17 protein-coding genes and 2 pseudogenes are annotated in these 24,581 nt (G+C 72.4%); 14 read left to right on the forward strand and 5 right to left on the reverse strand.

The annotated features are described in order from the left end of the window. Positions 1 to 268 (reverse strand): annotated as a pseudogene (locus tag ME121_RS28765) (uracil-DNA glycosylase); the annotation flags it as partial. A gap of 237 nt (positions 269 to 505) precedes the next feature. Between ME121_RS28765 and ME121_RS28770 the strand changes: the two are divergent. From ME121_RS28770 to ME121_RS28785, 4 genes are all read left to right on the forward strand, one after another. Beyond that, the gene (locus ME121_RS28770; RefSeq protein WP_024828989.1) at positions 506 to 2,179 is read left to right on the forward strand and encodes an electron transfer flavoprotein-ubiquinone oxidoreductase; all 1,674 of its coding nucleotides are present in this window, start codon (positions 506 to 508) and stop codon (positions 2,177 to 2,179) included. A 306-nt stretch (positions 2,180 to 2,485) separates the two neighbouring features. Continuing rightward, the gene (locus ME121_RS28775; protein WP_012321000.1) at positions 2,486 to 4,354 is read left to right on the forward strand and encodes a tetratricopeptide repeat protein; all 1,869 of its coding nucleotides are present in this window, start codon (positions 2,486 to 2,488) and stop codon (positions 4,352 to 4,354) included. 168 nt (positions 4,355 to 4,522) lie between these two features. Then, positions 4,523 to 5,473, forward strand: coding sequence for an OmpA family protein (locus ME121_RS28780; RefSeq protein ID WP_059410023.1), 951 nt, complete (start codon positions 4,523 to 4,525; stop codon positions 5,471 to 5,473). A gap of 260 nt (positions 5,474 to 5,733) precedes the next feature. Beyond that, positions 5,734 to 7,407 carry a formate--tetrahydrofolate ligase gene (locus ME121_RS28785; protein ID WP_012320998.1) on the forward strand — a complete coding sequence of 558 codons (1,674 nt, stop codon included), beginning with the start codon at positions 5,734 to 5,736 and terminating at the stop codon, positions 7,405 to 7,407. Positions 7,408 to 7,488: 81 nt separating this feature from the next. Here the strand turns inward: ME121_RS28785 and ME121_RS28790 are convergent, their stop codons facing one another. After that, positions 7,489 to 8,856 (reverse strand): 8-oxoguanine deaminase, encoded by a 1,368-nt coding sequence (locus ME121_RS28790; protein WP_059410024.1) that lies wholly within the window; start codon positions 8,854 to 8,856, stop codon positions 7,489 to 7,491. Between the two features lie 216 nt (positions 8,857 to 9,072). On the opposite strand from ME121_RS28790, the gene ME121_RS28795 reads away from it, so the two are divergent. Both ME121_RS28795 and ME121_RS28800 read left to right on the forward strand, forming a co-directional pair. Beyond that, positions 9,073 to 9,591 (forward strand): MarR family winged helix-turn-helix transcriptional regulator, encoded by a 519-nt coding sequence (locus ME121_RS28795; protein WP_043074459.1) that lies wholly within the window; start codon positions 9,073 to 9,075, stop codon positions 9,589 to 9,591. Further along, the gene (locus ME121_RS28800) at positions 9,588 to 10,295 is read left to right on the forward strand and encodes a response regulator (RefSeq protein WP_012320995.1); all 708 of its coding nucleotides are present in this window, start codon (positions 9,588 to 9,590) and stop codon (positions 10,293 to 10,295) included. The genes ME121_RS28795 and ME121_RS28800 overlap by 4 nt, the downstream gene beginning before the upstream one ends. 27 nt (positions 10,296 to 10,322) lie before the next feature. On the opposite strand, the gene ME121_RS28805 is transcribed toward ME121_RS28800, so the two are convergent. Together ME121_RS28805 and ME121_RS28810 are read right to left on the reverse strand one after the other, a co-directional pair. After that, complete coding sequence (locus tag ME121_RS28805; RefSeq protein ID WP_012320994.1) at positions 10,323 to 10,553, reverse strand: hypothetical protein; 231 nt, start codon at positions 10,551 to 10,553, stop codon at positions 10,323 to 10,325. 101 nt (positions 10,554 to 10,654) lie between these two features. Continuing rightward, complete coding sequence (locus ME121_RS28810; protein ID WP_071000081.1) at positions 10,655 to 11,479, reverse strand: 2-keto-4-pentenoate hydratase; 825 nt, start codon at positions 11,477 to 11,479, stop codon at positions 10,655 to 10,657. Positions 11,480 to 11,820: 341 nt separating this feature from the next. On the opposite strand from ME121_RS28810, the gene ME121_RS28815 reads away from it, so the two are divergent. The 7 genes and pseudogenes from ME121_RS28815 (at position 11,821) to ME121_RS28850 (ending at position 23,319) form a co-directional block, all read left to right on the forward strand. Continuing rightward, entirely contained in the window at positions 11,821 to 14,178 is a 2,358-nt protein-coding gene (locus tag ME121_RS28815) for a TonB-dependent siderophore receptor (RefSeq protein WP_059410025.1), read from the forward strand. Positions 14,179 to 14,188: 10 nt separating this feature from the next. Then, on the forward strand, positions 14,189 to 15,763 hold the full coding sequence (locus ME121_RS28820) for a PepSY-associated TM helix domain-containing protein (RefSeq protein WP_059410026.1): 1,575 nt from the start codon (positions 14,189 to 14,191) through the stop codon (positions 15,761 to 15,763). Between the two features lie 395 nt (positions 15,764 to 16,158). After that, positions 16,159 to 16,602, forward strand: a complete 444-nt coding sequence (gene nikR, locus ME121_RS28825; RefSeq protein WP_029360006.1) for a nickel-responsive transcriptional regulator NikR — start codon at positions 16,159 to 16,161, stop codon at positions 16,600 to 16,602. A gap of 295 nt (positions 16,603 to 16,897) precedes the next feature. After that, complete coding sequence (locus ME121_RS28830) at positions 16,898 to 18,943, forward strand: TonB-dependent receptor (protein WP_059410028.1); 2,046 nt, start codon at positions 16,898 to 16,900, stop codon at positions 18,941 to 18,943. Positions 18,944 to 19,399: 456 nt separating this feature from the next. Then, positions 19,400 to 20,356 carry an aliphatic sulfonate ABC transporter substrate-binding protein gene (locus tag ME121_RS28840; protein ID WP_053621245.1) on the forward strand — a complete coding sequence of 319 codons (957 nt, stop codon included), beginning with the start codon at positions 19,400 to 19,402 and terminating at the stop codon, positions 20,354 to 20,356. A gap of 450 nt (positions 20,357 to 20,806) precedes the next feature. Continuing rightward, positions 20,807 to 21,234: pseudogene (locus ME121_RS28845) on the forward strand (nitrilotriacetate monooxygenase); the annotation flags it as partial. 393 nt (positions 21,235 to 21,627) lie between these two features. After that, the gene (locus tag ME121_RS28850; RefSeq protein WP_012320987.1) at positions 21,628 to 23,319 is read left to right on the forward strand and encodes a methyl-accepting chemotaxis protein; all 1,692 of its coding nucleotides are present in this window, start codon (positions 21,628 to 21,630) and stop codon (positions 23,317 to 23,319) included. Between the two features lie 5 nt (positions 23,320 to 23,324). On the opposite strand, the gene ME121_RS28855 is transcribed toward ME121_RS28850, so the two are convergent. After that, positions 23,325 to 24,014, reverse strand: a complete 690-nt coding sequence (locus ME121_RS28855) for a DUF2239 family protein (protein WP_206406781.1) — start codon at positions 24,012 to 24,014, stop codon at positions 23,325 to 23,327. A gap of 72 nt (positions 24,015 to 24,086) precedes the next feature. Here ME121_RS28855 and ME121_RS28860 point away from each other — a divergent pair, with 72 nt between their 5' ends. After that, on the forward strand, positions 24,087 to 24,422 hold the full coding sequence (locus ME121_RS28860) for a GIY-YIG nuclease family protein (RefSeq protein WP_012320985.1): 336 nt from the start codon (positions 24,087 to 24,089) through the stop codon (positions 24,420 to 24,422). Positions 24,423 to 24,581: the final 159 nt, after the last annotated feature.

Genomic DNA, 24,581 nt, shown 5'->3' on the forward strand with positions numbered 1-24,581 from the left:
GGCGCGGCCGAAGGTGCGCGGCGCCGCGGCCGGCGGGCCGAGCCCGGGGCGGCACGAGCGTGTTGGCGACGGGGCTGACGGGCTGCTCGGCGGCCCGGGGCGCTGCACGGCGCGGCGCGCGCAGGGTAGGCGCGGGCGCGTCGGCCTCGCTGAAGCGGTCGTGCGGGTGCTCGTCGAGCGCCGCGTCGGCACCGGCCTCCACGTGGAAGTCGAGATAGGCGATCAGGTCGGCTTGCGCGTCGGTGGAGCTCGGCATGGGACTCAGCATGTGGGATCGCCGGGGCCTGTGGACAACTCGCCGAATCGCTCCGGGTGGCAAGGACTTGCGTGACCGAACAGCGCGGCGCGGCACAGCGCTGTGACGCCGTTCCCCGCGGCAAAGGGAACTTTGCCTCGAGCTTGAGCGTCGGCAACTTGCCTTTCTAGCTTGGAATCGCTTGAGACGGCATCAGGAAGGCCGGCCCGGCGACGAACCGGGCGCCGGAACAAGAAAAGGAACCTGAGGATGGCGCTGCCCGAACGCGAGAGCATGGATTTCGACGTGGTCGTGGTGGGCGCCGGCCCGGCCGGCCTCGCCACCGCGATCCGCCTGAAGCAGCGCGCCGCCGAGATCGGCGAGGAGATCTCGGTCGTCGTCGTCGAGAAGGGCTCGGAGGTCGGCGCCCACATCCTGTCGGGGGCGGTGATCGACCCGATCGGCCTGGATCGCCTGCTGCCCGAGTGGCGCACCGACCCGGAGCGTCCGCTGAAGACCGAGGTCCAGCGCGACGAGTTCATGATGCTCACCAAGAACAGCGGCATCACCCTGCCGAACGTGTTCTTCCCCAAGCTGATGTCGAACCACGGCAACTTCGTCGGCTCGCTGTCCAACACCTGCAAGTATCTCGGCGTGCAGGCCGAGGCGCTCGGCGTCGAGATCTATCCAGGCTTCCCGGCCTCCGAGGTGCTGTTCGACGAAAACGGCGCCGTGGCGGGCATCGCCACGGGCGATCTCGGCATCGGCAAGTCCGGCGAGCCGCGCGACGACTACACCCGCGGCATGGAGCTGCGCGGCAAGTACACGGTGTTCGGCGAGGGCGCCCGGGGCAACCTGACCAAGGGGCTGATCCGGCGCTTCGAGCTCAACCGGCACAGCGACCACTTCAAGTACGGGCTCGGCGTGAAGGAGCTCTGGCAGCTCGCCCCCGGCAAGTTCGAGCCCGGCCTCGTGCAGCACACGATGGGCTGGCCGCTGCCCAACAGGGCCGGCGGCGGCTCATGGCTCTATCACTTCGACGACCACCTGCTCTCGGTCGGCTTCGTCACGCACCTGAACTACGAGAACCCGACCCTGTCGCCGTTCGAGGAGTTCCAGCGCTTCAAGACCCACCCGATGATCGCCGAGACCTTCGAGGGCGCCAAGCGCATCGGCTACGGCGCGCGGGCCATCATGGAGGGCGGCTGGCAGTCCGTGCCGAAGCTGGTCTTCCCGGGCGGGTGCCTCGTCGGCTGCTCGGCGGGCTTCGTGAACGTGCCGCGGATCAAGGGCTCGCACAACGCGATCCTGTCCGGCATGCAGGCGGCCGACGCCATCGCGGACGCCCTGAAGGCGGGCCGCGCCGGCGACGAGCTCACCGCCTACGAGGCCGGCTGGCGCGACAGCCCGATCGGGCAGGACCTGAAGGCGGTGCGCAACGTCAAGCCGCTCTGGTCCAAGTACGGGACGCTGGTCGGCGTGGGGCTCGGCGGGATCGACATGTGGGCGACCAGCATCCTCGGCGCCTCGCCGTTCGGCACGCTCTCGCACGGCAAGCCGGATCACGCCTGCCTCAAGCCGCTCTCGGAGGTGACGCCGATCGTCTACCCGAAGCCGGACGGCAAGCTGACCTTCGACCGGCTCTCCTCGGTCTACCTGTCGAACACCAACCACGAGGAGGACCAGCCGCCCCACCTGAAGGTCCGCGACCTGGAGCTGCAGAAGCGCTCCGAGCACGACGTCTACGGCGGGCCCTCGGGCCGCTACTGCCCGGCCGGCGTCTACGAGTGGGTGGAGGATGCCTCCGCCAGCGACGGGGTGCGCTACCAGATCAACGCGCAGAACTGCGTCCACTGCAAGACCTGCGACATCAAGGATCCGAACCAGAACATCGACTGGGTGACGCCGGAGGGCCCGGGCGGGCCGAACTACCCGAACATGTGAGGCGGAGCTTCGCCGGAGCGCCTCGGGCGCTCGGTCGTCCTCGCGCGCGGAGCGATCCGGCGGCGCCCCGCTTGCCGCGGTCGCGCATCTCTGGGTCGCTTCGCTTCGCCCGCGATGACGGAGGTGTGACCCGGGGCGGGGACGGGTCGCCGAGCCCCGGCGCTTCCCGATCGGGAGGCGCGCCATCCTTTCGCCTTGCGGGGCTGGCGGGATGGGTTCAGTGTCCCCAACGTTTTTTCGGGGATGCCCCGCCATTCTCGCGCCCGGCCCTCTCGTGAGCCGGCGCCCAGGAGCCGCGATCGGTTCATGATGATGACACGCGCCCGCCGGAGCGTTTCGGCGCTCGCCCTGCTGCTCGCCGCCGGGCTTCCGCAGACCGTGCTCGCGGCGCAGCCGAAGGAATCGACCCCGGTGCTCGACTACGAGCCCGCGGACTCGCTCGAGGGCAACTTCCTCTCCGCCTACATCGCGGGCGCGTCGCGGGACACGGCGGCGGCGGCGACCTTCTACCGCGAGGCGGTGAAGGCCGACCCGCGCAACGCGGAACTCGTCGAGCGCGCCTTCATCTCGCTCCTGGCCGACGGTGCCCTGCCGGACGCGTTCCGCACCGCCGAGAAGCTGATCGCCCGCGATCCGACCAACGGCCTCGCCAACCTCTCCCTCGGGGTGCGCCAGATCAAGGCCGGCCAGTGGGCCGCCGCTCGCCAGAACTTCTCCCGGAGCGGCCGGGGTGCTGCGACCGACCTGACCGCGACGCTGCTGACCGCGTGGTCCTACGCGGGCGCGGGCGACGGCAAGAAGGCGCTGGAGACGGTCAACAAGCTCCGGGGCGAGCGCTACTACAACACCTTCCGCGACTACCACGCCGGCCTGATCGCCTCGGTGACCGGCGACAACGCCGAGGCCGAGCGCCGGCTCAAGGCCGCCTACGACGCCGACCACAACACCCTGCGCATCGTCGACGCCTACGCCCGGATGGAGGCCAGCCTCGGCCGCACCGACCTGGCGATCCAGGCCTATTCCGACTTCGACCAGCTCTCGCCGCGCCACCCGCTCGTGCGCGACGCCCTCGAGAAGCTGAAGGAGGGCAAGCCGCTCACCCGGCTGATCGGCACCGCCCAGGAGGGCGCCGCCGAGGTGCTGTACGGGCTCGGCTCGGCCGGCTCGACCCAGGGCGACGAGCTGCCCGCGGTGATCTACCTGCGGCTGGCGCTCTACCTCGCCCCCGACCACGCCCTCGCGCGGCTGACGCTCGCCGACACGCTGGACCGGATGAAGCAGCCCGAGCGCGCCAACGAGGCCTACGCGCAGATCCCGGCCAACTCCCCGCTCAAGCTCAACGCCGACATCCAGATCGGCCTGAACCTGGAGCAGATGGGCAAGGGCGACGAGGCGCTCGCCCATCTCGACGCGGCGATGAAGGCCCACCCGGACGACATCGACGTCATCACGGCGCTCGGCAACGTCCAGCGCGCCCGCAAGAAGTACGAGGAGGCGGCGGCCACCTACACCCGCGCCATCGACCTGATCGGCGACCGGCCGCAATCCAACTACTGGACGACCTACTATTTCCGCGGCACCGCCTACGAGCGCGCCAAGCAGTGGCCGAAGGCCGAGGCCGACCTGAAGAAGGCCCTGTCGCTGGTGCCGGCCAACCAGCCCGCCGCCAAGGCGCAGGTGATGAACTACCTCGGCTATTCCTGGGTCGACCAGAACATCAACATCGACGAGGCGTTCAAGCTGCTGCAGCAGGCCGCCGACGCGAGCCCCCGGGACGGCATGATCGTCGACAGCCTCGGCTGGGCCTATTACCGCCTCGGCCGCTGGGACGACGCGGTGCGCGAGCTGGAGAAGGCGGTCGAGCTGAAGCCCGGCGATCCGACCATCAACGACCACCTCGGCGACGCCTACTGGCGCTCGGGCCGGCGCCTCGAGGGCAAGTTCCAGTGGCAGCACGCCAAGGACCTGAACCCCGAGCCGGACGACCTCGCGCAGATCAACGCGAAGCTGAAGGACGGGCTGCCCGACATCGAGAAGCCGACGGCCACCGCCGAGACGGTGCCGGCCCCGGTCGCCGCCCCGCACAACGCCGAGAACCCGGAACTGCCGAAGGGCGCGCCCCAGCCGCACGAGGCGCCGGGCTCGGCCGACAAGGCCAAGAAGTCGGGGGGCTAGGGCTCCCGCCCGATCCCGCCTCGGGGCGGTGCGGCTGCCGCGCCGTCCCGACGATCGTCCGCCGGCCCGTCGCGGCTTCGGGCGCCCGGGGCCGTAGGTCGTGAGACCTAATTGCCTCCCGATTGGCCCCCGCTATCGTCGCGCCTCCGCAACGTGCCGGAGTGCGACGTGAGAGCGCTGAAGCCTGTCCGGATCCTGCTGACCCTCGCCTGCGCGGCGTCCGGGATCGGGGCCGCACCCGCGCGCGCGCAGGACGCGCCGGCGGCCTTCGCGATCGATGCGGTGCCCGTCTCGGACGCGCCGCTCGGCCGCTTCCCCTACTTCGCGCTGCCCGACGGCTACCAGCCGCTGAACCCGCCCGAGACGCGCGCGTTCGGGCATTTCCCGTTCTGGACCGGGACGGCGCTGCACGACGTCGAGGGCCGGGTCTTCCTGTCCCTGATCGGTCCCAAGGACGGCAAGACCTACGCCTCCTACGAGCTGAGGAAGAACATCGAGGCCGTGCTGACCCAGGCCGGCGGCCGGAAGATCGCCGACGGCCGGATCCCCGACGCCGTGACCGAGACGCTGCCGGAGGACATCCGGGTCGGGATGTACGAGGGCCTGGGCAACGTCTACGGCGCGCCGGTGCAGACCTGGGTGATCCGCCGCCCGGACCGGCAGATCTGGGTGCATTTCGTGCCCGACAGCAACGGCGCGGCCTGGACGATCCTCGAGACGAAGCCGTTCGTCCAGACCGCCGCCCTCCTGCCCGCCGAGCGGCTGAAGCAGGATCTCGACAAGACCGGGAAGGCGGTGATCCAGGTCAACTTCGCCACCGACAGGGCCGAGATCCTGCCGGCCTCCGCCCCGCAGATCGACGCGGTGGCGGCCCTGCTGCGGACGGATCCCGGCCTGCGGCTCGCCATCAACGGCTACACGGACGGGACCGGGGCCGCCGCGCACAACCAAGCCCTGTCCGACGGCCGCGCCAAGGCGGTCGTGGCGAGGCTCGTCGGCGCCGGCATCGCGAAGGACCGGCTGAGGGCCGAGGGCTTCGGGGCCGCCAGCCCGGTCGCCTCCAACGACAGCGCGGCGGGGCGGGCGCAGAACCGGCGCGTCGAGCTGGTCAAGTTCTGACGGGCGCGGATGGCGGGCGCCGCTCGACGCCGGTCTCGGACGGCCGATCCGGGCCCGCTCCGGCGCCTGAGCAGGGGACAGCGCGATCGACAAGAGTATTTTGTCCGCCAGCTCATAAAAATCGACGCGCATTTTCGCGGGCTTTGACGCACAGTGCGTGGCCGTTCGCGGGCGGCCATGCCGCAGCCCGCACGGCAGGAGATTCGCACGGCAAGAGCCGGCGGGCGGGCAGCGTGCCCGCGACCCAGGGAGGAAGGCCCATGCCGTCAGACATCGAGATTGCCCGCGCCGCGACCCTGAAGCCGATCGCGCAGGTCGCCGAGAAGCTCGGCATCCCGGATGACGCGCTCCACAATTACGGCAAGCACATCGCCAAGATCGACCACGGCTACATCGCCGGGCTGGAGAGCCGGAAGCCCGGCAAGCTCGTGCTGGTGACGGCGATCTCCCCGACCCCGGCCGGCGAGGGCAAGACCACCACCACGGTGGGCCTCGGCGACGCGCTGAACCGCATCGGCGAGAAGACCATGATCTGCCTGCGCGAGCCCTCGCTCGGGCCGTGCTTCGGCATGAAAGGGGGCGCTGCCGGCGGCGGCAAGGCGCAGGTCGTGCCGATGGAGCAGATCAACCTGCACTTCACCGGCGACTTCCACGCCATCACGTCGGCCCACAGCCTCGCGGCCGCGCTGATCGACAACCACGTCTACTGGGCGAACGAGCTCAACATCGACGTCCGCCGCATCCACTGGCGCCGGGTCGTCGACATGAACGACCGCGCGCTGCGCGCGATCACCCAGTCGCTGGGCGGCGTCGCCAACGGCTTCCCCCGCGAGGACGGGTTCGACATCACGGTGGCCTCCGAGGTGATGGCGGTGTTCTGCCTCGCCAAGGACCTCGCCGACCTGGAGGAGCGCCTCGGCCGGATCGTCATCGCCGAGACCCGCGACCGCAAGCTCGTCACCCTCAAGGACGTGAAGGCGACCGGCGCCATGACGGTGCTGCTCAAGGACGCCCTGCAGCCGAACCTCGTGCAGACGCTCGAGGGCAACCCGGCGCTGATCCACGGCGGCCCCTTCGCCAACATCGCCCACGGATGCAACTCGGTGATCGCCACGCGGGCCGGCCTGCGGCTCGCCGACTACACCGTGACGGAGGCCGGCTTCGGCGCCGATCTCGGCGCCGAGAAGTTCTTGGACATCAAGTGCCGGCAGGCGGGGCTGACCCCGTCGGCCGTGGTGGTGGTGGCGACGATCCGCGCCCTCAAGATGCACGGCGGCGTCGACAAGAAGAACCTCGGGGCCGAGAACATCGACGCCCTGGAGAAGGGCTTCGCCAACCTCGCCCGGCACGTCACCAACCTGCGCGGCTTCGGCCTGCCGGTGGTGGTCGGCGTCAACCACTTCCACGCCGACACCGAGGCCGAGCACGCCAAGCTCAAGGAACTGTGCCGCGAGCGGCTCGACGTCGAGGCGATCACCTGCCGCCACTGGGCCGAGGGCGGCGCCGGGGCCGAGGAGCTCGCCCGCGCGGTGGTGAAGCTCAGCCAGGCCGAGCCGGCGCCGATCCGCCACGCCTACGAGACCGAGAGCCGCCTCACCGACAAGATCCGGGCGATCGCCACCAAGCTGTACGGCGCCGCCGACATCCAGATCGAGACGAAGGCCGCCGGCAAGCTCGCCACCTTCGAGAAGGACGGCTACGGCCACCTGCCGATCTGCATGGCCAAGACCCAGTACTCGTTCTCCACCGACCCGACCCTGATGGGCGCCCCCGAGGGCCACATCGTCGGCGTGCGCGACGTCCGCCTCTCGGCCGGCGCCGGCTTCGTGGTGGCGATCTGCGGGGAGATCATGACCATGCCGGGCCTGCCCCGGGTGCCGGCCGCCGACACGATCCGGCTGGACGCCAACGGCCAGATCGACGGGCTGTTCTGAGGATCGCGCGCGGGGCCCGCCCACGGGCGGGCCCCGCCGTTCGTCTTCGCGAGCGGAGCGGGCCGGATCGGGGGCCGCGCGCTACGCGGTCCCGAACAGCTCCACCGCCAGCCGGGAATGGGCCTCGCGGAGCGCGCCGAGATCGACCCCGAGCGGCTGCCCGTCGATCACCCGCCACTGACCCGCAACCATCACCCGGTCGGCCCGGGTGGCGCCGCACAGGACCAGGGCCGCCAGCGGGTCGTGGGCGCCGGAGAAGCGCAGCTCGTCCAGGGTGAACAGCGCGAGGTCGGCCTCGCGACCCGGCGCGATCCGGCCGATGTCGGAGCGGCCGAGGCAGGCGGCCGAGCCCTCGGTCGCCCAGCGCAGGGCGTCCAGGTGCGTCACGGCCTCCGCCCCGTAGCTGAGCCGGTTGATCAGCAGGGCGTGGCGCACGCCCTCCATCAGGTTCGAGCTGTCGTTCGAGGCCGAGCCGTCGACGCCGAGGCCCACGGGCGCGCCCGCCGCCTCCAGCTCGCAGGTGCGGCATCTGCCCGAGGCCAGGGTCATGTTCGAGGTCGGGCAGTGGCAGACGCCCACGCCGGCCCTGCCGAGCCGCGCGACCTCGGCATCGTCGAAGTGGATGCCGTGGGCGAGCCAGACCCGGTCGCTCAGCCAGCCGACCTCTTCGAGGTACTCCACCGGGCGGCAGCCGAACATCTGCTGGCAGTAGGCGTCCTCGTCCCGCGTCTCGCCGAGATGGGTGTGCAGCCGGCACCCGTGCCGGGCCGCGAGCGCCGCGCTCTCGCGCATCAGGCGCCCGGTCACCGCGAAGGGCGAGCAGGGGGCGAGCGCGACCTGCACCATCGCGCCGGGGCCGGGGTCGTGGAACAGGTTCAGCACCCGCTCGCAATCGGCGAGGATCGCGTCGTCGTCCTGGGTCAGGCTCTCGGGCGGCAGACCGCCCTCGCGGTCGGACAGGCTCATGGAGCCGCGGGTGATCGCGGCCCGGACCCCGAGGCTCCGCGCCTCCGCGACCTGGATGTCCATCGACGCTTCCAGGCCCTTCGGGAACAGGTAGTGGTGGTCGCCCGCCGTGGTGCAACCCGAGAGCAGCAGTTCGGTGAAGGCGACCCGGGTGGCGAGCCGGAACGCCTCGGGGGTGATCCGCCCCCAGACGGTGTAGAGCGCCTTCAGCCAGGGGAAGAGCGGCTTGTTGATCGCCAGCGGATGGGCGCGGGTCAGCGTCTGGAAGGCGTGGTGGTGGGTGTTGATGAGCCCCGGGATGACCACGTGGCGCGACGCGTCGAAGACCGCGTCGACGGGCGCGGCGGGCCGCGCGCCCGCCGGCACGCACTCGACGATCCGGGTGCCCGCCACGACGATCCCGCCGCCGACGCCCTCGGCCAGGACTGCGCGCGGATCGCGGATCCAGAGGCGGTCCGGTCCCGGTTCAGCTGCCTCGGCCATGCGCGTCCGCTCCCGTCGCCCGAGGGGCCTGCGTAGCGGAGGTGCCGGACCGGCGGCAATCCCGCGGGATCGCGCTTGGGGATCCGCGTCGGTCGGCGCCCCGGCCGCCCCGGCCAGGGTTGACGGGCCCGGGCCGCCTTGAGAAACGTCATGGGGACTGACCTATCACCCGTTGGGAGCGGCCGCGCCGTGACACGGACAGCCCCGCGCGAGGAGATGTTCGCGCCGAAACCCGTCCCGGGCGCCGCCCTCGGCAGCGACGACCTGATCGAGCTCCTGTTCTTCGCCTACCGGGACTTCGTCGGCGATCCGGACCGGATCCTGGCCGCCTACGGCTTCGGCCGCGCCCACCACCGGGTGCTGCACTTCGTCGACCGCTACCCGGGCCTCACGATCGCCGAGCTCCTCGACATCCTGCGCATCACCAAGCAGAGCCTGAACCGGGTGCTCAAGGACCTGATCGGGCAGGGTTACGTCGCGCAGAAGCCCGGTTCCAGCGACCGCCGCCAGCGCCTCCTCTACTGCACCGAGGCCGGGGCCGGGCTCGCGGCCGACCTCACCCGGGTCCAGGCCCGCCGCCTCGCCCGGGCGCTCGCGGCGCCGGATGCCCGGGGCTCCCCGGAGGACTTCCTGATGGCGATGATCGAGCCGGAGGACCGGCCGGCGGTCCAGCGCCTGATGGCGCGGCGCGGGGGCGGGGCCGAGGGGCGCCTCGGCGCGGAGGAGCCCGCGTGAGCCACGCTGCCCGGTCCGACCTGCCCGACGAGGCACCCCACGTCCTCGTGGTCGACGACGATCGCCGCCTGCGCGAGCTGCTCGCCCGCTACCTCACCGACCAGGGCTTCCGGGTCACCGCGGCGGCGAGCGCCGCGGAGGCGCGGGCCCGGGCCCAGAGCGTCGTGTTCGACGCCATGGTGCTCGACGTGATGATGCCCGGCGAGAACGGCTTCGACTACGCGCGCAGCGTGCGCGAGACCTCCCGGGTGCCGATCCTGATGCTCACGGCGCGCTCCAACCCGAACGACCGGGTGATGGGGCTGGAGATCGGCGCGGACGATTACCTGCCGAAGCCGTTCGAGCCGCGGGAGCTGACGCTGCGGCTCAACAACATCATCAAGCGCAGCGCGCGGCCCCGCCCGGCCTCCGCCGAGGCGGTCACCTTCGGGCCGTTCGCGTTCCGGATCGACCGGGGCGAGCTGCGCCGGGACGACGAGCTGATCCGCATCACCGAGCGCGAGCGCGAGATCCTGACGATCCTGGCGGCGGCGGGCGGCGCCAATGTCGAGCGCGAGCAGCTCGCCGGGCCAGGGGGCGCCGCGGCGGAGCGGACCGTCGACGTGCAGATCAACCGCCTGCGCCGCAAGACCGAGGTCGACCCCGCCAACCCGGTCTTCCTGCAGACCGTGCGGGGCGTCGGCTACCGGCTCGCGGTCGACTGAGCCGCGCGCGGGCCGGCGCCGGGCGGCTCAGACCACCCGCGGCGCGTCGGGCTTCAGCTTGAGGGCCTTGGCGATCCGGGTGGACAGGCTGCCTACGATGGCGAGGCTGGCCGACGGGGCGGCGAGGGCGCGGACGGCCTCCAGCGCCTCCTCGGCGCTGGGCTTCATCACCGCGTAGACCGTGGCGCCGGGCGCCGCGCCCTCCGCGGTGACGGAGACGAGGAAGGTCGTGTGGCGTCGCCGCAGGCGTCCAGGCATGGTCCAGCATTTGGCATGTCGGCTAACCATCACCAATGCCCGAGTCCCGGAGCCGGCCGGGAAACTGCACGAACCCGGCACGATAACGCGTGCCGGGCCTTTCAGCTCAGGGCAAGGTCGATGCCGGGAAGCGGCAGCCCGTCGAGCCGCGCGCGCCAGCGCTGACCGGCGGCGACCGGAAGCGCGTCCGTCAGCGTGCCCGTCGTGACGACGGTCCCGGCCGCGAGCGGCGCGGCCGCCGGATCGTTAGCCAGCGCATCGACGAGGTGGGCCAGGGCGGCGAGCGGCCCCGTCCCGAGCACGCAGCGGCCGCCGCCCCGGTCCGCGACGGCCTCGTCCCGGAGCAGGTCGACGGTGAAGCCCGCGAGGTCGCCGATCCAGGCCGATCGCGCGTCCGGGGAGATCCGCACCCGCTCGCCCACCACCAGCAGCCCGTGCAGGCCGAAGGCCGCGACCGTGTCGGGCGCCGCGAAGCGCCAGCCGGGGTAGAGCGACTGCACGATCTCGAAGCCGCTCGCCGCCCAGTCGAGGCAGGCGATCAGCGCCTCGGCATCCATGCCGGGCTCGGGCGCGCGCGCCAGCCCGAACACGATCTCAGGCTCGATCCGCGGCTCGACGAAGGCGGCGAGCGGGACCGGCCCAGTCAGCGCGGCCCGGTCGCGCAGGGTCGTGTCGTAGACGTGCCCCCAGATCGGCGCCCGGACGCCGTAGCGCTCCCACAGGGTCGTGTTGGTGAAGCCGATCTTGTAGCCGACGGGCCGCTCGCCGCGCTCCCCGCGCAGGACCCGGACCGCCTCGGCGACCCGGTAGGCCGCCGGCAGGTCGAGGGTCGGATCCCAGTCGGTCAGCGGCGCGATCGGGCGGCGATGCTCGTGCGCGGCCAGGATCGTGCGGGCATGGGCCGCGGCGGAGATCGGCTCGGTCATCGGCGAACGGCGTGAGGGCCGACGGGGTGACATCCGCGTCGGGCCGCCTCGATCGCGGCGCCGCCGATCTTACGCAGGGCAGTCACCGCCGTGAACGCGCGATTTGTCCCCGCCTCGCCGGCCGCCGGTGCCCTCAAACCTGCGGCGGCCGCGGCGTGCCGGAGGACCGGGTCGCGGTCGGCCGATGCCCGGAATGCCGGCCCGGCCGCATATTCTCATTAGATAAATACCAAACTACGTTTCTGGAATATGTGTCTTCGGGGGCACATTCCGCTCACGGATCCGTGATAGCTGGGACTCGGCGCCTATTCGCCCAGTATTTGTAGTTTAGAGTCGGTGTAATGTCGAGATCTGTTGGCGGGCTGACCGCGTCGCGCGCGTACGATCATGCGGAGAGGCTGCTCCGGATCGGGTTTGTATCGTCGACATCTCTGCTCGCCCTCGGAACGGCCGCGATCGCCCAGCCCGCGCCCGTCCCGCCCGCGCCCGCCACGGACATCGAACTGTCCGAACTGAGCGTGATGGGCGAGGCGCGCGGGCGCAGCCTGAACAGCGATCTGTACGGGCGCGGCGGGGCGACCGGGCCGGTGCCCGGCTACGTCGCCAGCCGCAGCACGGTCGGCACGAAGACCGACACGCCGATCCTGGAGACGGCGCAGTCGGTGTCGGTCATCGGGCGCCAGCAGATCGAGGACCAGAACGCCCTGACCATCAACCAGGCGCTGCGCTTCACGCCGAGCGTCACCACCGAGCAGCGGGGCGGCGCCGGCTCGACGCGCCTGGAGCAGTTCTACATCCGCGGCTTCACCGCGCCGATCTTCCTCGACAACATGGCGCTGCCCACGAACCGCGACGCCTTCCCCAGCGTCGATCCCTACCGCCTGGAGCGGGTCGACATCATCAAGGGGCCGGCCTCGGTCCTCTACGGGCAGTCCGGTCCGGGCGGCCTCGTCAACCTCGTCTCGAAGGTCCCGCAATTCGTCCGCCACGGCGAGATCTTCGTCCAGGGCGGCGGCTTCAGCGAGGTCCGCGGCGGCTTCGACGTCGGCGGGCCGATCCAATCCGACATCCCCGGCCTCGCCGACCAGTTCGCCTACCGGGTCATCGGCCTCGGCTGGAACGGCGACGGGCCGGCCGTGACCACCAAGGTCGAGCGCGCCTTCATCAATCCGAGCCTCACGTGGCGGCCCTCCGCCGACACCTCACTCACCATCATCGCCAACTACCAGCGCGACCCGTTCTCGGGCTTCTACGGCGGCTTCCCGGCCGTCGGCACGGTGTTCCCGCGCAACTTCGGCAACGGCGTCTTCGGCCGGCTGCCGGTGAACTTCTACGACGGCGACCGCAACATCGAGCGCTCCGACCGCACCCAGGCCTCCATCGAGTACCTGTTCGACCACCGGATCACCGAGAACCTGCGCTTCCACTCGGCCGGCCGCTACCTGCGCACGAACGGCGACTACCGGAGCGTGTTCACGACCTTCGGCGACGTCAACGGCCCGTACACGAGCGGCCCGACCATCGGCCGCTCGGTCGGCGGCACCCAGGTCGACATCGAAGCCTACACGATGGACAACAACTTCATCGCCGATTTCGACACCGGCCCGATCGCCCACACGGCGCTGCTCGGCGTCGACCACCGGACCTTCAGCACGCGGTCGGTCACCGGCCCGTTCCCGGCGACGACGGGCCTGAACGCCCTCGCCCCCGACCACGACCTGCCGATCCGGTTCCCCGCCTTCACGTCGACCTCGCGGATCGACGCGCAGCAGACCGGCGTGTACTTCCAGGATCAGGCGAAGTTCGACCGCTTCATCCTGACGCTCGGCGGCCGCTACGACACCGCCCGGCAGACCGGCCCGACCCGCACCTTCGCGCCGAACGGGCTCACCATCCAAGACGTGCCGGCCGAGGCCTTCACCGGCCGCGCCAGCCTGCTCTACCTGTTCGACAGCGGCGTCGCCCCGTACGTCTCCTACAGCGAGGCGTTCGAGCCGATCGTCAACGGGCGGATCTTCGACACGGCCTTCGGCTCGGCCGGGCGCATCCCGGTCCCGATCGCCAGCAACCAGTACGAGGCCGGCATCAAGTACCAGCCCCCCGGCACCGACATCCTGCTGACCACCGCGTTCTTCGACATCCGCCGCTCGAACGCGACCACCACGGACCCGGTCAATCCCGGCTTCGTCGTGCAGACCGGTGAGGTCGGCGTGCAGGGCGTCGAGTTCGAGGCGCGGGCCACCCTCGCCGAGGGCCTCAGCCTGATCGGCGGCTTCTCGCTCCTCGACATCCGCAACGTCCGCGACACCGGCTTCACCACGAACGACCTGACCCGCCGGCAGGTGCCGCTCCAGGGCCTGCGGCCGGTGCAGGTGCCGGACACGACGGCCTCGCTGTTCGTCGACTACCGCTTCACCAGCGGCCCGCTGCTCGGCCTCGGCCTCGGCGGCGGCGTGCGCTACCTCGGCCCATCCTGGGGCGATCCGGCCAACACCTTCCAGGTGCCCGAGAGCGTGCTGGTCGACGCCGTCGCCTCCTACGACATGAAGCATCTCGACCCGCGGCTGACGGGGCTCACGGCGCAGATCAACGTGCAGAACCTGCTCGACGAGCGCTACGTGACCGGCTGCTTCACCTACTCGGGCTGCTATTACGGCCTGCCGCGCACGGTCTACGCGACCCTGCGCTACCGCTGGTGAGGCGGTCGCCGTGCGCAAGACCTTCCGGCAGTCGATGGCGTGGCTCCACGCCTGGTCGGGCCTCGTCGTCGGCTGGGTGCTGTTCGCCGTCTTCGTGACGGGCACGGCGAGCTACTACCGGCCGGAGATCTCGCAGTGGATGCGGCCCGAGCTCCGCACCGACCGGACCTTCGGGGCGGCGGAGCTCGCGGCGGCGGCCGAGCGCGGCGTCGCCCACCTGCAGGCCCACGCGGGCGGCGCGCGGACGTGGTTCCTCGCGCTGCCGCGGCCGGACCGGCCGGTGCTGGAGCTGTTCTGGCGGACCGGCCCGGGCCGGCCGCCCGGCCACGTCCTCCTGGATCCCGACAGCGGCGCGCCGGCGGCGGTGCGGGCGACGCGCGGCGGCGACTTCCTCTACCGCTTCCACTTCGAGCTGAACCTGCCGCCGCTCTGGGGCCGCTGGATCGTCGGCGCCTGCGCGATGATCATGCTGGTGGCGCTGATCTCGGGGATCGTCACCCACCGGCGCATCTTCGCCGACTTCTTCACCTTCCGCCGGGACAAGTCCGCCCAGCGGGGCTGGCTCGACGCGCACAACGTCACGGGCGTCCTCGCCCTGCCGTTCCACCTGATGATCACCTATACCGGGCTCGCCACCCTCATGGTGATGTACGTGCCCTGGGGCCTGCACGCGGCCTATCGCGGCGACAGCCAGCGCTACTTCGCCGAGTCCGGCCAGATCACCGCGCCGCGCCCGCCCGCCGGCCAGCCCGGCACGCTGGCGCCGGTCGGGCCGCTGGTGGTCCGCGCGCTGGCGATGCGGCCGGAGCCCCTGGAGCGGATCACCATCGTCAACCCGAAGGACGCCAACGCCACGGTGGTGGCGGTGTTCGAGGAGCCGCACGGCCTCTCCCACGAGCATCCGCAGATCGCCTTCGACGGCGTGACGGGCGCGGTCCTGGAGGTGCGCGCGGGCGGCCTGCGGCCGGCGACCAAGACGTTCACCGCGATGGTCGGCCTGCACGAGGCGCACTTCGCCGGCCCGGCCCTGCGGGTGCTGTTCTTCCTGTGCGGCGTGGCCGGCAGCGCCATGGTGGCGACCGGGCTGCTGCTCTGGGCCGTGGCGCGCCTGCCCAAGGGGGACGCGCCCGGGGGCTTCGGCCTGCGGCTCGTCCAGGGCCTGAACGTCGCCACGATCGCCGGCCTGCCCGCGGCCGTCGCCGCCTATTTCCTGGCCAACCGGCTCCTGCCCGCCGCGCTGCCCGCGCGGGCGGACTGGGAGGTCGGGACCTTCTTCGCCGTCTGGCTGCTCGTCGCCGCGGCGGCGTTCCTGCGCCCGGCCGGGCGGGTCTGGCCGGAGACCCTGACGGCGGCGGCCGGGCTGTACGGCGCCGTCGCGGCCGCGGATGTCGGACGCCTCGTCGCGCGCCGGATCGGCGGGGACGCGCCGGTCGAGCCGGTCTTCCTCGCCTTCGACGGCGCGATGCTGGCCCTCGCCGCCCTCCTCCTGGTCGCGGTCCGCACGACCGCGCGGCGCGGCGGAGCGTCCCGCCGACCCACGAAGGCCGCCGGGCTCTCGATCGCGGCGCATGCGCGGCGGGACTAGGCCCGGCCCGGCATGACGGAACTGGGCGACCGGGAGCCGATATGATAAAATTGAACCGGTATCCTGAACCGGGTTCGGCGAATTAATTCAAAATACTTTGCCAAGCCTGGCATATATCGGGTGCGCCTCGACTGTATCTGTGCAGAATGGCGCGGCCGGCATGTTGGCCGGTCGCGCCTGCGTCGTCGATTTTCACGCCCTTGATCCTTCGGCACAGGCGTTCCAGCGCGGTCCATCCCAAGCGCACGCTGGACATGACCCCGAGACCCAGAACTCGAGCCTCGAGGCGCGGCCCTCGAGGCTCTTTTTCTGCCGCGCCGGCCGATGGGCCCCCGGCGGCTGTTCACGGACCCCGCGTCCCCGTACCAGAAGGCGACGGGAGCGGCGGGACGGGCATGCAGCGCATCACCATCACCATCGACGACGCCCTGCTGGCGGCGGTCGACGATCTCTGCGCGCGGCGCGGCTACGGCAGCCGCTCGGAGGCGGTGCGCGACATCGTCCGCGACGCCCTGGCGCCGGGCCGCGCAGCGGAGACCGGCGGATCGGGGGCCTGCTACGGGGCCCTGAGCTACGTCTACAGCCACGGCACCCGCGACCTGGCCCGCCGGCTGACCGGCGAGGGGCATGAGCACGGCGTCTCGATCGCCAGCCTGCACGTGCACCTGAACCACGACGCGTGCCTCGAGGTGGCGGTGCTGCGCGGGCCGCCGGCCCGGATGCAGAGCTACGCCGACGCCGTCGTCACGCAGCGCGGCGTCCGCTACGGCCACCTGCACCTCATCCCCGAGGGCGATGACGCGCCGACCCGTCCGGGCCACGGCGACGGCCCGGAGTGAGGGCCGCGCCCGGACGGCGTCCCGAGGACGGTTCGACTGCGCCCCGCGGGCAACACGACCGCGCCGATCCGCCGGTGTGAATTTTTCGTATGTTTATCATACGCGCGGCGTGCGAGGGTCCGAGGATCGCCACGCCTCCTCCGATCCGCCGGTGTCCCGCCCGATCTCCCGCCACCCTCCTGCCGCTCCCGGCCGCCGCGCCGTGACGCGGCTGCTCGCCGCGGGCGGTCTCGCCGTCGCGACCGGCGGGCGCGGCTGGGCGGCGCCGGATACCGGTGCCCCGGCAGCCTCCGCCGTGACCCTGTCCGAGATCTCGGTGGTCTCGGCTGCGCCCCCGGTCGTCCCCGCGGCCGGCACGCCCGGCGCCAGCGCCGGCTACGTCGGCGGCGTCACCGGGATCGGCGGCTCCCTGCTGACCGTCGACGCGGCCAGCGCCGGCCTCATCGGCGGCGCGGCCCTCAACGCCCGCCCGGTGACGCGCCCCGGCGAGGTGCTGGAGGCGGTGCCGGGCCTGATCGTCACCCAGCACAGCGGGGAGGGGAAGGCCAACCAGTACTTCCTGCGCGGCTTCAACCTCGACCACGGGACCGACATCGCCATCAGCGTCGACGGCATGCCGGTCAACATGCGCACCCACGCCCACGGCCAGGGCTACGCCGACCTCAACTTCCTCATCCCCGAACTCGTCGGCGCGGTGGAGTATCACAAGGGACCGTACTTCGTGCGCGACGGCGACTTCGCCTCCGCGGGCTCGGTGCGCATCGACTATCTCGACACCGTTCAGAAGAACCTCGCGCTGACCACGATCGGCAGCTTCGGCTACAAGCGGGGCCTGTCGATCGCCTCGGTGCCGGTGGGCGAGGGCAACCTGCTCGTGGCCGGCGAGGCGCAGGTCTACGACGGGCCGTGGGCCGTCCCGGACGCGCTGCGCAAGCTCAACGGCGTCGCCCGCTACAGCCAGGGCACGGCGCTGGACGGGTTCGCGGTCACCGGCATGGCCTACGCGTCCCGCTGGACGGCCACCAACCAGATCCCGGAGCGGGCCGTCGGCGCGGGGCTGATCGGCCGCTACGGCACCCTCAACCCCACGGATGGCGGCGACACCGGCCGGTTCTCGCTCTCGGGGCGGTTCAGCGCCACGGACGACACCGGGATCACGCGGGCCTCGGCCTACGTGATCCGCTACCAGATGAACCTGTTCAACGACTTCACCTACTTCCTCAACGATCCCGTCGGCGGCGACCAGTTCCACCAGCTCGACCAGCGCGTCCTCGGCGGCGGCGAGGTGCTGCACATCTTCCAGGGCGACCTGTTCGGCCGGCCGCTGGAGGTCGAGGTCGGCGCCCAGACCCGGACGGACTCGATCCGCGTCGGCCTGTTCAACACCGCCTTCCGCCGGTACCGGTCGACCGTGCTCGACGACCGCGTGCTGGAATCGAGCGGCGCCCTCTACCTGGACACGCGGGTGCGCTGGACCCCGTGGCTGCGCACGAGCGTCGGCCTGCGGGCGGACGGCTACTACGCCGATGTCCGCTCCGACACGCCGGCGAATTCCGGCCGGGCCACCGACGGCATCGTCAACCCGAAGCTCGGCCTCGTGCTCGGGCCCTGGTCCGACACCGAGATCTACGTGAATTACGGCGGCGGCTTCCACTCGAACGACGCGCGCGGCGTCACCGCCACGGTCGATCCCGCGAGTCCCCTGTTCAACATCACCCGGTCGCCCTTCCTGGTGCCCTCCACGGGCTACGAGCTGGGCCTGCGCAACCGCTCGATCGCCGGGCTGGAGACGAGCCTCGCCCTGTTCCGGCTCGACTTCGCCTCGGAGAACATCTTCCAGGGCGACACCGGCACCACGGAGCCGAGCCGCCCGACCCGGCGCTTCGGCGTCGAGTGGACGAACCGGTACGCGCTGACGCCGTGGCTCGCCCTGGACGGGGATCTGACGATCACCAACGCCCGGTTCTCCCGCTACGACCCGGCGGGCAACCGGGTCCCGGAAGCCCCCACGACCATCGCGTCGGCGGGGGTGACCTTCGGTGAGCCCCTCGGCTGGTTCGGGTCGCTCCGCTTCCGCTACTTCGGGCCGCGCCCGTTGATCGAGGACAACTCGATCCGCTCGCGGTCGACCGCCCTCGTCAACGGCCGGATCGGCTACGCCTTCGGCAATGGCGTGAGCGTCTCGCTGGACGTGCTGAACCTGACCAACAGCAGGTCCGACCAGATCACCTACGCGTACGCGTCCCGCCTGCCGGGTGAGCCCGCCGAGGGGCTGATCGACCGCGTCTTCCATCCCGTCGAGCCCACGGCCGTGCGCCTGACGATCGCCGGACGGTTCTGACCGCCGGCGCCGGCGCGATTCGCCGCGTCCCGCGCGTCGATCCGGCCGCCGCGCCGCACTCTCCGCGACGGAGGTGCCGGTTCCGCACGGGCATCGCTTCGGTCTTCCGGCATCCCTGGTCCCAGTAAGACCTTCCCGCCGGCACGGGAACTACGGAAGCTCCTTCTGCCGGCCGCGCGCTATCCTGAGATCGTCTCGGGGAAGTCCCGGATGTCCTGCCGCGCCGGATCGTGCCGCATGCCCCCCATCGATGCCTATCCCGACGACGAGAGGCGCGCTGGATCGCGCCGACGCGGTCCGGATCGGGCCGGAGGCGGATCCCCCGCGGATCGCGGCGCTCCGGCCCCGGGTGGAGGCGGTCCGCCCGATCCCCGACCTCCTGCGTCGTCCGCAGGCCGTGACCGGCCGGTTCGGGCCGGTCGAAGCGCCCGCTCACCCCGCGACGGAGGTCCCCCCGTGACGACAACACGACGCCGCGCCGCGGCCCTGATCCTCGCCCTCGGGGCGGGCCTCGCCACCGGCGCGGCCGCGCAGGACGCGGCGCCGAAGGAGTTCCGGATCGGCTACCAGAAGGTCGGCGTGGTCGTGGTGGCGCGCCGGCAGGGCGTCATCGAGACGCGTCTGGCGCCGCAGGGCGTCGCTGTCCGCTGGGTCGAGTTCCAGGCCGGGCCGCCGCTGCTGGAGGCCCTCAACGCGGGCAGCATCGATTTCGGCTTCGCCGGGGACACGCCGCCGATCTTCGCGCAGGCGGCCGGCAACGATCTCGTCTATGTCGGCGCCTCGGTGCTGTCCGGCGACGGCGAGGCCGTCGTGGTGAAGGCGAGCTCGGCGATCCGCACCGTCGCCGACCTCAAGGGCCGGACCGTCGCGGTGGCGCGGGGCACCAGTTCGCACAACCTGCTGGTGACGGCCCTGGAGAAGGCGGGCCTCGCCTTCTCCGATGTCAGGCCCGCCTACCTGCTGCCCTCCGACGCCGGCGCCGCCTTCGCGAACGGCAGCGTCGACGCCTGGGTGATCTGGGATCCCTACCTCGCCCTGGCGCAGGCGCACGACGACACGCGGGTCCTCACCACCTCGCGGCAGACCCACGCCGTCTCGGACTTCTTCCTGGCGCGCCGGAGCTTCGCCGACCGTTACCCGGGGATCGTCACGGCGACGGTGGCGGCGCTGGCGGACGCGGCCGCCTGGGCGGAGGCCCACCGGGATCAGGTCGCGCAGGTGCTGTCGAGCGTGACCGGCGTCCCGTACCCGATCGAGACGGTCGTCGCCGCGCGCTCCGAGTTCGGCGTCGGCCCGGTCACGGACGCGCTCGCGGCCAAGCAGCAATCGACCGCCGACCGGTTCCACCGGCTCGGGCTCCTCCCGCGGCCGATCCAGGTCCGGGACGCGCTCTGGACGCCGCCGCGGACCTGACGGACCCGCGGCGATCCGGGGCGCGGAGGGTTCCCCCGCGGGTCGATCCGGCTTCCCGTGCGTGCCGGCGCTCCGGATGGAGAACCGCGCCGCGCTGAGCGCGGCGCGGCCGTCATGGCGCGCACCCCCGTCGAGATCCCGCCTCGGCGCGGGCGGACGCGCCCCCCCACCGGATCAAGGGCCGCGAGAAGCTCACGGTCGGCATCATCCTGTCGGGGGCGCCGTTCGGGGACACCGCCTCCGCGGCGGCCCTGACTTCCGGCCGCCCGTGGCCCGCCGGGCCGGTGCGGGCCTATGTCGAGCCCGCGCAGCACGCCGATGCCGGTCCAGCGCATGGTCGCGTTCTTCGCGCTGAACATGCTCCCGTCCCGGGCGCTGGGCGGCGCGGCGCACGCCCCGTTCAGCCCCGTCGTCTCGGTGGTGGCGGTGAGGCCGGACTTCCTGCCGGTGATCGGCCACGCGCCGGCATCCTACGACCTCGACGGGCCCCTGCCCGACCTGCCGGTCTCGGACCAGGGCCGCAGCCGCGCCGAGCGCCGCACCGCCCTGGCGCGCCGGGAGGACCTGACCATCCGCCGGACCGCCCTGCGAGTGGCGGCGGGTCGCGGCCACCACGTGATCGTCGGCATCGCCGCGGACGTGGCCGACCGCGTGCAGGCCAGGTTCGAGACGGGGGCGCGGCCGACGGCATCACCGTCATGCCGCCCGTCTTCCCCGACGGCCTCAGCGACTTCGTGCGCGCAGTCGTGCGGCTGCCGCAGGCGCGGGGCCTGTTCCGGCCGGGGCTGTTGCGCATCGGCGACACCGTGCCCGTCGCTGCGCGCGCCCCGGGAACCCGGTCGGCCTCAGGGCGTTCGCCGGCCCATGAATGCCGCTGAGCCCGCCCGGAACCTGTCCTGGGGAGACGTCTTCCTCGCGCTCTGCGTCGGCGCCTCCTGCGCGCTCGCCCTCCTCGCGCTGCTCTAGCGCGCGGCGCCCCCGCGCGGAACGGGGGAGAGCGGGGATGGCCGCAAGAGTAATCCGGTTGTCGGGTAGGGCGACACAGAGAAAGAGCTAATCAAGTTTAGTTGACCGCAGACAAATCCGTTCAAAGACCGCTTGGATATAAATATTAAGACTTTCCGAGCGAAGTGTAGGCTGCTTGGTGGGCTGCCTGTGAGGGCGGGAAGCCGGTCCAGGCTCACCCCTTCGTGCCCGTGCGGCCGCCCGACCGTCTGCGCTCCGGCAGGCGCCGTCGCGGACGTGCGGGATGCCTCGTCCAGGACCGGATCATGCGCCTTCACCTGACAGTCAAAGCGTCGCTCCTCGCCGCCTTCGGCCTCCTCGCGCTCCTGTGCGCCGGCCAGGCCGTTCTCACGACCCTCACGCTCTCCGGCATCCGGGCCAACGTCACGGGCGTCGCCACGAACTGGCTCCCCTCCGTCGTGGCGATCACCAACATCCGCGCCGCGGCCTCGGATGTGCGCATCAAGCAGTTGCGCACGCTGACCCTGTCCGGCAGTCCCGAGACGCGGGCCGACAACGCGCGGCAGACCGACCAGGCCGTCGCGGCGCTCGCCGCCGCCCGGAAGGCCTACGAGCCGCTGATCTCGTCGGACGCGGAGCGGGCCCTCTACGACGCCTTCGGCGCCACCTGGGAGCGCTACCAGACCGTCGGCCGCGAGGCGGCGCGCCTGGCGGAGGCGGGCCAGGGTGCCGACGGCATCCGGCTCATGGCCGACCCGGCCAACATCGATCTCTACAACGAGGCCCGCGACACGCTGGCCAAGGACGTCGCCCTGAACGAGCGCGGCGCGCACGCGGACGCCGAGAGCGCCATGGCGGCGACGGATTTCGCGACCCTGACGGCCTATCTCTCCGCCGCGCTGAGCGTGCTGGCGGCCTGCGGCGCCACCGCGTTCGTGCTGCTGCGCGTGTCCCGCCCGATCCAGGCGATGACGGGCGCGATGACCGTCCTGGCCGCGGGCGACACGGGGGGCGAGGTGCCCCACCGCGCGCGCCGCGACGAGGTCGGCGCGATGGCGGCGGCCGTTCAGGTGTTCAAGGACAACCTGATCCGCACCCGCCGTCTGGAGGACGAGACCGCGCAGGCGCGCCTGGCCGCCGAGGAGCAGCGCAAGGCCGGCATGCGGCAGATGGCCGACGACTTCGAGGCCGCGGTCGGCGGGATCATCGGCACGGTGTCGTCCTCCGCGACCGAGCTGCAGGCGACCGCGCAGGCGATGACCGCCACCGCCACCGAGACCGCCAGCCAGTCGACGACCGTGGCGGCGGCGGCCGAGGAAGCCGCCTCCAACGTCAGCACGGTCGCGGCGGCGGCCGAGGAGCTCGGCTCGTCGGTGCAGGAGATCGGCCGGCAGGTGCAGGGCTCGGCCAGCCTCGCGCACCTCGCGGTGAGCGAGGCCGATCAGACCGGCCTCCGCGTGCAGGAACTCAGCGCCGCCGTCACCCGCATCGGCGACGTGGTCGGGCTGATCTCGAACATCGCCGGCCAGACCAACCTGCTGGCGCTCAACGCCACCATCGAGGCGGCCCGGGCCGGGGCCGCCGGCAAGGGCTTCGCGGTGGTGGCCTCCGAGGTCAAGGCGCTGGCCGAGCAGACCGCCAGGGCGACGCACGAGATCTCCGGCCAGATCGCGCAGATCCAGGCCTCGACCGGGCAGGCGGTCACGTCGATCGCCGGCATCACCGGCCGGATCCGCGAGATCAGCGGCGTGGCGACCTCGATCGCCGCCGCGGTCGAGCAGCAGGGTGCGGCGACCCAGGAGATCGTCCGCAACGTGGCGCAGGCCTCGACCGGCACCAGCGAGGTGACGGGCAACATGGCCGGGGTGGCGCAGGCGTCGGAGGAGACGGGGGCCGCGGCCGGCCAGGTCCTCGACGCGGCCTCGGAGCTGTCGCGGCAATCCGAGCATCTCGGCGCCGAGGTCGGCCGCTTCCTCGCGACCGTCCGCGCCGCCTGAGCGCGTCAGGGCCGGGTGCGCGACGGCGCATCCGGACCCGCCGACGGGGCGGCCGGGGCCGCGAGCTTCAGCGCGTGGTCCCGGATGTCGGGGGGCCACGCCGCCATGCGGCCGGCGAAGCCCGCGCCGTCGCCGGCGAAGAGCGCCCGGATCACCTCCTCGAAACCGGGGCGATCGCCCGCCACGGCGGCGAGGAAGCGGTAGGCGGCCTCGCGGGCAGCCCGCACCCGGGCCTGTCCGTCATCCGTGCGCCGCGCCTCGTCGACGAGGCGCCGCAGCGCCTGCGAGGCGCCGCCGGGCTGCGCCGCGAGCCACTCCCACTGACGGGGGAGCAGCGTCACCTCGCGGGCGATCACGCCGAGCTTGGGGCGACCGCGGCCCCGCGCGGCGCCCTCGGAGTCGGGCCGGCTCACGTGACCGCTCGCGGCGGCGTCCGCCGTTTCGCGCCGGGCGAGCCGAGCGACGACGTCCGCCTCGGTGCCGCGCAGGTCGAGGTCGACGACGGAACCGGACCGATCGTCGAAGGTCAGGACCGGGTCGCCGCCCTCCGCCGCCAGCGCCTTCACGGCGAGCGCCACGTCGCGCAGGGCGCCGCTGGCGAGCCGCCGCGGGCCCACGAAGGCGGTGAAGGTCGGCCGTCCCTCGTCCGAAACGGCAGACCCGTCCGAGCCCTGCCCGAGCCTGTCCTGGTCCATTATTTTACCCGGGTAATATTGCCTGCGTCCGTGCTCTTCGATAGCATCGCTGCCGGAGTGAGAGGACGTCCGATGCCGAGAGAGGCCCGGAAGGCGGCCGTGAACGCCTACAAGGATCGCGCGGTCGAGGCCGGCATCTACGCGATCCGCTGCGCGGCCACCGGCGAGACCTGGGTCGGCGGAGCCCCCGACCTGCCGGCCATCAGGAATCGCCTCTGGTTCACCCTGCGCCTGGGCACGAACACGCACCGCACGCTCCAGGACGCCTGGAACCGGCACGGCGCCGACGCCTTCGCGTTCGAGATCGTCGAGCGGCTGGACGAGGAGGCGAGCGGCTACGTCAGGGACCGGGCGATGAGGGAGCACCTGACCCGATGGGCGGACCGCCTGGGGGCGGTCCGGATATGAGTGCGCCGGACGCGTCGGGGCACCTGCCGGCCAACGGCGTCACCCTGGCCTATGACTGCTTCGGCGACGCGGCCGCCGAGACGATCCTCCTGATCGCCGGTCTCGGGACGCAGATGATCCGCTGGACCGAGGCCTTCTGCCGGGCGCTGGCGGAGCGCG

Source organism: Methylobacterium sp. ME121, assembly GCF_000974725.1.
GTDB lineage: Bacteria > Pseudomonadota > Alphaproteobacteria > Rhizobiales > Beijerinckiaceae > Methylobacterium > Methylobacterium radiotolerans.